Origin of the sequence: Novipirellula herctigrandis, from assembly GCA_007859835.1 — a bacterium.
Lineage (GTDB): Bacteria > Planctomycetota > Planctomycetia > Pirellulales > Pirellulaceae > Novipirellula_A > Novipirellula_A herctigrandis.
The window spans coordinates 1190095-1195854 of record SJPJ01000001.1 but is presented as its reverse complement, the minus strand read 5'-3'; the positions used below and the strand labels follow the sequence as shown (position 1 = coordinate 1195854).

At 53.2% G+C, this 5760-nt stretch carries 7 protein-coding genes; all 7 read left to right on the top strand.

What is annotated here, in order from left to right:
* Positions 1–238 precede the first annotated feature (238 nt).
* The 7 genes from CA13_RS04130 to CA13_RS04100 all read left to right on the top strand — a co-directional run bounded on the left by CA13_RS04130 (position 239) and on the right by CA13_RS04100 (position 5684).
* A complete protein-coding gene (locus CA13_RS04130) occupies positions 239–691 on the top strand; it encodes an HU family DNA-binding protein (RefSeq protein ID WP_146394720.1) in 453 nt (150 codons plus the stop codon).
* A 68-nt stretch (positions 692–759) separates the two neighbouring features.
* Positions 760–1188 (top strand): hypothetical protein, encoded by a 429-nt coding sequence (locus tag CA13_RS04125; protein WP_146394719.1) that lies wholly within the window; start codon positions 760–762, stop codon positions 1186–1188.
* A 91-nt stretch (positions 1189–1279) separates the two neighbouring features.
* The gene (locus CA13_RS04120) at positions 1280–1561 is read left to right on the top strand and encodes a hypothetical protein (protein ID WP_146394718.1); all 282 of its coding nucleotides are present in this window, start codon (positions 1280–1282) and stop codon (positions 1559–1561) included.
* 1 nt (position 1562) lies between these two features.
* On the top strand, positions 1563–1964 hold the full coding sequence (locus tag CA13_RS04115) for an SMI1/KNR4 family protein (protein WP_146394717.1): 402 nt from the start codon (positions 1563–1565) through the stop codon (positions 1962–1964).
* A gap of 513 nt (positions 1965–2477) precedes the next feature.
* The gene (locus CA13_RS04110; RefSeq protein WP_146394716.1) at positions 2478–2846 is read left to right on the top strand and encodes a hypothetical protein; all 369 of its coding nucleotides are present in this window, start codon (positions 2478–2480) and stop codon (positions 2844–2846) included.
* A gap of 593 nt (positions 2847–3439) precedes the next feature.
* Positions 3440–4924 carry a group II intron reverse transcriptase/maturase gene (gene ltrA / locus CA13_RS04105; protein ID WP_146394693.1) on the top strand — a complete coding sequence of 495 codons (1485 nt, stop codon included), beginning with the start codon at positions 3440–3442 and terminating at the stop codon, positions 4922–4924.
* Positions 4925–5165: 241 nt separating this feature from the next.
* Entirely contained in the window at positions 5166–5684 is a 519-nt protein-coding gene (locus CA13_RS04100; protein ID WP_146394715.1) for a hypothetical protein, read from the top strand.
* Positions 5685–5760: the final 76 nt, after the last annotated feature.

The following is a 5760-nucleotide window of genomic DNA, read 5'->3' as shown; positions in this document are numbered from 1 at the left end:
TGATTCAGCTCGTTTATTACATCGAGAGAAGCCATTTTCGTTTCAAAATCCAATAAGTCCACCTAAGAGTATGTGCACCGGAGCCGGGCTTGCGCGTTTTCACAAATGGACAATCAACTTTCCCGGCCCGGTGACGGGTACCGTTCTGCCAACCATAGATGCCTACGCGTCTCCAACCCAGCGTCTGTGACTAGCGGTTGCGGTCTGCTAATCACCTGACGGGGTTCCCGCGAGTCCGATGCCAAGCGAACTACCGCAACACTACATCGGTCAACTTGAAATTCGCGATGATGGCGTCCAGGTGCTGCATCGAACCAATTGGACGGCCATCGCAGAGACAAATCCCGACCTCGTGGAGCCACCTCCGCGAATGGCCAGGAATCCGGCCACTGGAAAACCGATGCTGCTGCAGCCGCACATGCTGCCGCGCGATTATCGCGTAGTTCAACTCGGCGACGAATTCATCGGTTCATTTGAATGGTCATTCTACGAGTACGACACCGTTGCGGATGACGACTTAGGTGTCGTCTTGGTATCGGCTGCACAGGGGCATGAAGATGCGATTCGATCAATGGCAGTCCGATTTGCCGCTACAATGAATGCACAATTCACGATTGATCATTCGCTCGTGCTCGGCAAACGTTGTGAAAATGTGGCAGAACCACGTGATGCACCCGAGTCCTCGAGTTGATCTTGGGCGATGGTGACTCAACCGCTCGGACCGGGTGATCACCACCGTTACCCGACTTAGATTCCGCGATGACGAACGCTGCATTTATCTCCTGGGCAACTGACGCTGGAATCGATGCGGACACCATCGGTGCGATTATTGATTGCGCATCCACAACGGAGCAAGCGGATGCGGCATTCGCAGCACGTGAACCTGGGCCACCTATCTTCCCGCTGCCGCAGATTGTCGATTTGCACGACTCCGATGGGTACAACATGAACCCAAAGTCGCACGGATTTGTTTTGATCGGCTACTGCCCAAACGGCGACTCGATTGCCGTAGACACAGATCGTGACCCGGGCTCGATTTGGTACATTGGTCATGAAACACTTGGCTCTGTTCCGCTTCGCGAGAATGCGGTTCGAGTCGGCGATGACCTTCGTTCGGTCTACTATTCGATCGAACATGACCCTGACTTCCCGTGCGACTACTACACCGCGCGGGGACAATGCGGGTAACCATCCCGTGCACCGAAGTACGGCTTGCGCGGTTTTACAAATGGAAACTCAAACGTCCGTACTCGGTGACGGGTACCGTTATGTCACTTAAATGGGAATCGAACACAAAATCACGCTTGCGAGTGACTTCCCCGCTGATGACGTCCTACATCCAATGTTGACGGCACTCCCACAGTTCACGGAGTACGATACCGAATACGGGCTGCACGACTTCGGCACCAATGCAACTGCCGTCACCGTCTCAATTGAATCAGACGGGTTTCTGGTTTGCGACCATCTCGTCGACCGTGAACTCGCCCGCAAGGTGCTCGACTCACTCATTACCGGCATCAAAGAACTGGATATCAAAATTAACGACGTTTCCGAGGTCTGATGTGCCGTTTCCAGTAGATTCAAAATGGATCACCGAAACCGAGGCGAAACTCGGTGTGCGATTTCCTGCGTCTTTCGTGGTTGCGATGGGGGAAATGAACGGTGGTGCAGTGGACGTTGGTACTGACGTTTTCTGGCTCCATCCATTCATGGACAAATCTGACAAGAAACGGATTCAACGAACCTGCAACAGCATCTGCCGAGAAACCGCTTCAATGCGCGAATTTGAATACTTTCAGAATGAATTGGTGGCGATTGGTCATAATGGTGGTGGCGATGCATTGGTGTTGAAACCGATGGACGATGATCCAACGACATTGGAACATACGGTATACTGGTGGGATCACGAAACGTCGGAACTGCACCTTGCCGCCAACGACTTCAACGAACTCAACAAATCGTGACATAACAATGGGATGCACGCGAAGCCGCCGACAGCGCGTGTTTTGAATCAACGATTACCGCGGCGGCTCGGTGATCCCGGACGTTACCCGACGTAACATGAAGATCGTATTCACGTACAACATCGATCCTGTTTGATGATCTCGTTTCGACAACGCGATCCGAACGCCAACGTCAAAAGCGTTGTTTGAAAATTGCTCGTCTAAATTACCCGTTGGCCAACGCGAATCCACGACGGCGTTTGGCTGGAACCTTGGCTAGCCTAACGTCGCTGCTTCGGTCTTTCGGCGTTACGCAGATGCCTGCCCAGCAACTGTTTTATTCGACACTGATTTGATACACTGATGCTTTCCGTGGTGACTTGCTCGGCCGTGATTACTTCCACGGAATTGACATTCAAATGGCCGGGATTTCGGGTAACCATCGGATGCAACGGAGGACCGGTGGTTCGTTTTCACGAATGGATAGTCAACTCCCGGTCCCCGCTGATCCGTACCGTTCGCCGACTGAAACTCATGACCGCATCGCCGTATCAAACACCGACCGCTACGGACACGCCAACGAAGAAAAGGCCAAAACTGGCGTTTGTCTCGAACATTGCTGGTGCGATCTGTTTGACTGTTGCAATTGCTGTCCTTGCCATACCTGTAACGGTGATCGCATACACGTGGTCTCGCACGCCTCCGATGACAGTCAACATGGTTGACGAATACACTGTCGTTGTGGTTTCCTGCCTGTTGATCCTCATGATCTCAGGATCGCTTGCTTATCTTGGCGTGGCGCTAATTCGACGCCGCAAGCGTGGTGCCATTGTTAGCGGATCAATGCTACTTGTCGCCCTTGGGATCTACTTTGTTGCTGTCGCCGTGGTACGTTCGCAGTAACCTGTTTTTTAAAGATCGATGTTGTATCCCGACTTGTTCCGTCGCTGTCCCTACGATAGTCGTCAACTCGGCGATATGGTTGTTCCTAATCGCCACTATCTATTCCATGTCGCCCGGACGCGGCGAACCAATCGATGAACGTGCGGACTGGCAAGGTCTGATTGACTAGCGGGTGGAAATCCCGCCTGGGTAAGTGCTAGCCACACGCCCAGTATCGAGTGTTGCAGCCGAAGTATAAGGGCCCAAAGCAATTGTCTGCTGTCGCAGGTGGTTCCCCGAAGTCTTCGATTGAAGCGTACACAGAGAGGTAGTGAGGATGAATGGATCACAGGTGGCCCTGTGACCGTGAACGGGATTAGCTCCGAAATTAGGTACCTGTTGGATTCTGCCCAAGGTTTGTTCACGCCCCAAGGCAACACTTCACGACGCGTCATTGGCGAGCCTCGTGAAGAGACCTGGAGTCGGCGCCCCATTCGCTCTACACATCATGTGAATCAGGCAACCAGTGAGGCCCTGAGGTTCTTGATCGACCGCAAGCAGACCAGCTTGCTCGATCGAGTATGTCCTAGAAGTGGAATAAGCAACGAAGACAAATGACTTTCAGGGAATCGGACGACCGAATAGTACCGCTGCAGCCCGAAGACCAATCGGGAAGTGACAAGCCGAGTAATATCGGTGTAGGGAAGGCGGTCGGGATTTCACGCGATCCAGACCAGGCACTGCCCGTACTCAGAGACGGAACCTCAGTGATAACCCGGCTGGATCGCACCTTTCAAAGAGCGAAGGGAGCCCCAGAAGCGGTTTTCAATAACCTCTTCTCGATGCTCAACTATGAGTTGTTGTGGTACGCCTTTCGCCGACTAAAACGAGGCAAAACGCCAGGAGTCGACAACGTCACGGTCGAGGACTACGAGGAGGATCTCGAAGCGAACCTTCGCGACTTGCTCCAGCGACTTCATCGTGGCAGTTATCGCCCGAAGCCCAGTTTGCGAAAGAACATCCCGAAAGGGAATGGGAAGACGCGATCGCTGGGAATCGCTTGCGTCGAAGACAAAATTGTCCAACGCGCAGTCGTGACGATCTTGGAGCAAATCTACGAAGTCGACTTCTATGACTTCTCGTATGGTTATCGCCCTGGGAAATCGTGTCATGAGGCTTTAGCGACTCTTGGTGGGATCATCGCCACGCGGAAAGTGAACTGGATCAGTGACGCGGATATCAGAGGTTTCTTTGATAATTTGAGTCAGGAGCGTTTAGGCGAGCTGTTGCGGAAACGTATCAGCGACCCGAAACTGCTTCGGCTGATCGAACGTTTTCTCGAAGCAGGCGTGATGATCGATGGCCAGTTGCAGGCAACCGAAGAGGGTGTCCCCCAAGGGGCCAGTCTCTCACCGATACTAGCCAATGTGTACTTACACTACGTGTTAGATGAATGGTTCGAACAAGAAGTCAAACCGCGGCTCGGAGGCGAAGCGTACTTGCTGCGCTTTGCTGACGACTTCCTTTGTTGCTTCGAACTCGAATCTGATGCGGTGCGATACCAAACGGTCTTGCCCAAGCGATTGGATCGGTTCTCGTTATGTGTCGCCGAGGACAAAACGAAGTTGTTACGGTTCGGACGCTTGGCCCGTCGCGATTGCCAGCGACTGGGCGAAGGTGCTCCGGGCACTTTCGACTTCCTCGGATTTACTCATTACTGTGGTCGTAGTCGAGCAGGCAGGTTCAAACTGAAAAGGAAGACGTCTGGCAAGAAGATGCGAGTGAAGTTGGCGGAGATGCGTCTCTGGTTTCATCATCAGCTATCGACTCCGGTGGGCGAAATGTGGCCGGTGCTTAACGCGAAACTTCGTGGTCACTACCAGTATTACGGTATCAATGATAATTGGCCGTTGCTGGCGGCGTATCGCAGTAAGGTTCGCCGGATGGCGAAGCGTCACTTGAGTCGCCGGAGCCAGAACAGCTATGTGAACTGGGATGATTTCAATCGCTTCACGGATCTTCATCCGCTGGTAAATCCGAAGTGTTTGACGGACTTGATCGCTATGGACCGCAAGTTACGCAGTACGCGAGGCAAGTGAAATCTGGGAGCCGGATGCGTTAAAGGCGCACGTCCGGATCTACGAGGGGCCGAGGGTCAATGCGGCAAGGTTCGAATCTTGTGACACCACAACGGGAAACCAGTGGCAAACAGGGAATACAAAGTGTAACCTAAACCAAAGAGACCTCGGTCTACTCTCCCGAAGCACCGCATGTCGATTTTACAAATGGAAACCACATTGGCCGGGCCCGCTGACGGCCGCCGTTACCCGACTGAAATCCATGCCGCACACAACTGCTCGGTTTAGACGCACCGCTTTGCTAGTTGCATCGGTCTTCGTGGCTTTGCTCATCTATCTTGGATACTACATCTTTGGTCCTGGGGGTGCTATCAGCTTCGGTGCGTTCTTCGGTCTTGCAGCCTTCCTAGCTGCCAGCTTGGTCTGCCGATGGGATACGGCCGCGAAACGCGACCGCCTAATATCCGTTTGTGCGGTCATGCTTGCTGTCTCCGGCGGACTCTATGTCGCGTACGTTGACTACGGATGGGGCTTTCACCTCACACGCCAGAAAATGCGAGATGCGAATAAACTCCAAACACAATTTGACGCAGACACTCGATTTCGGCGTATTTCAATTTCGTACGTTGACCCTGCCCGCCAGAAAGGCGAATGGCTGACTGTTTCTGGTCGCGTCCGATCCGATGCTGATTTGGCAACGCTGCACAAGTTGATTGACGATGACGACAAATGGTTCGTAAAATGGGATGTCGCCATAGTGGACGCCCGGACTGGCGGGTAACCATCGCATGCAACGGAGCCGGGCTTGCGAGCTTTCACGAATGGAACATCAACTGTCCCGGCCCGCTGATGCGGGT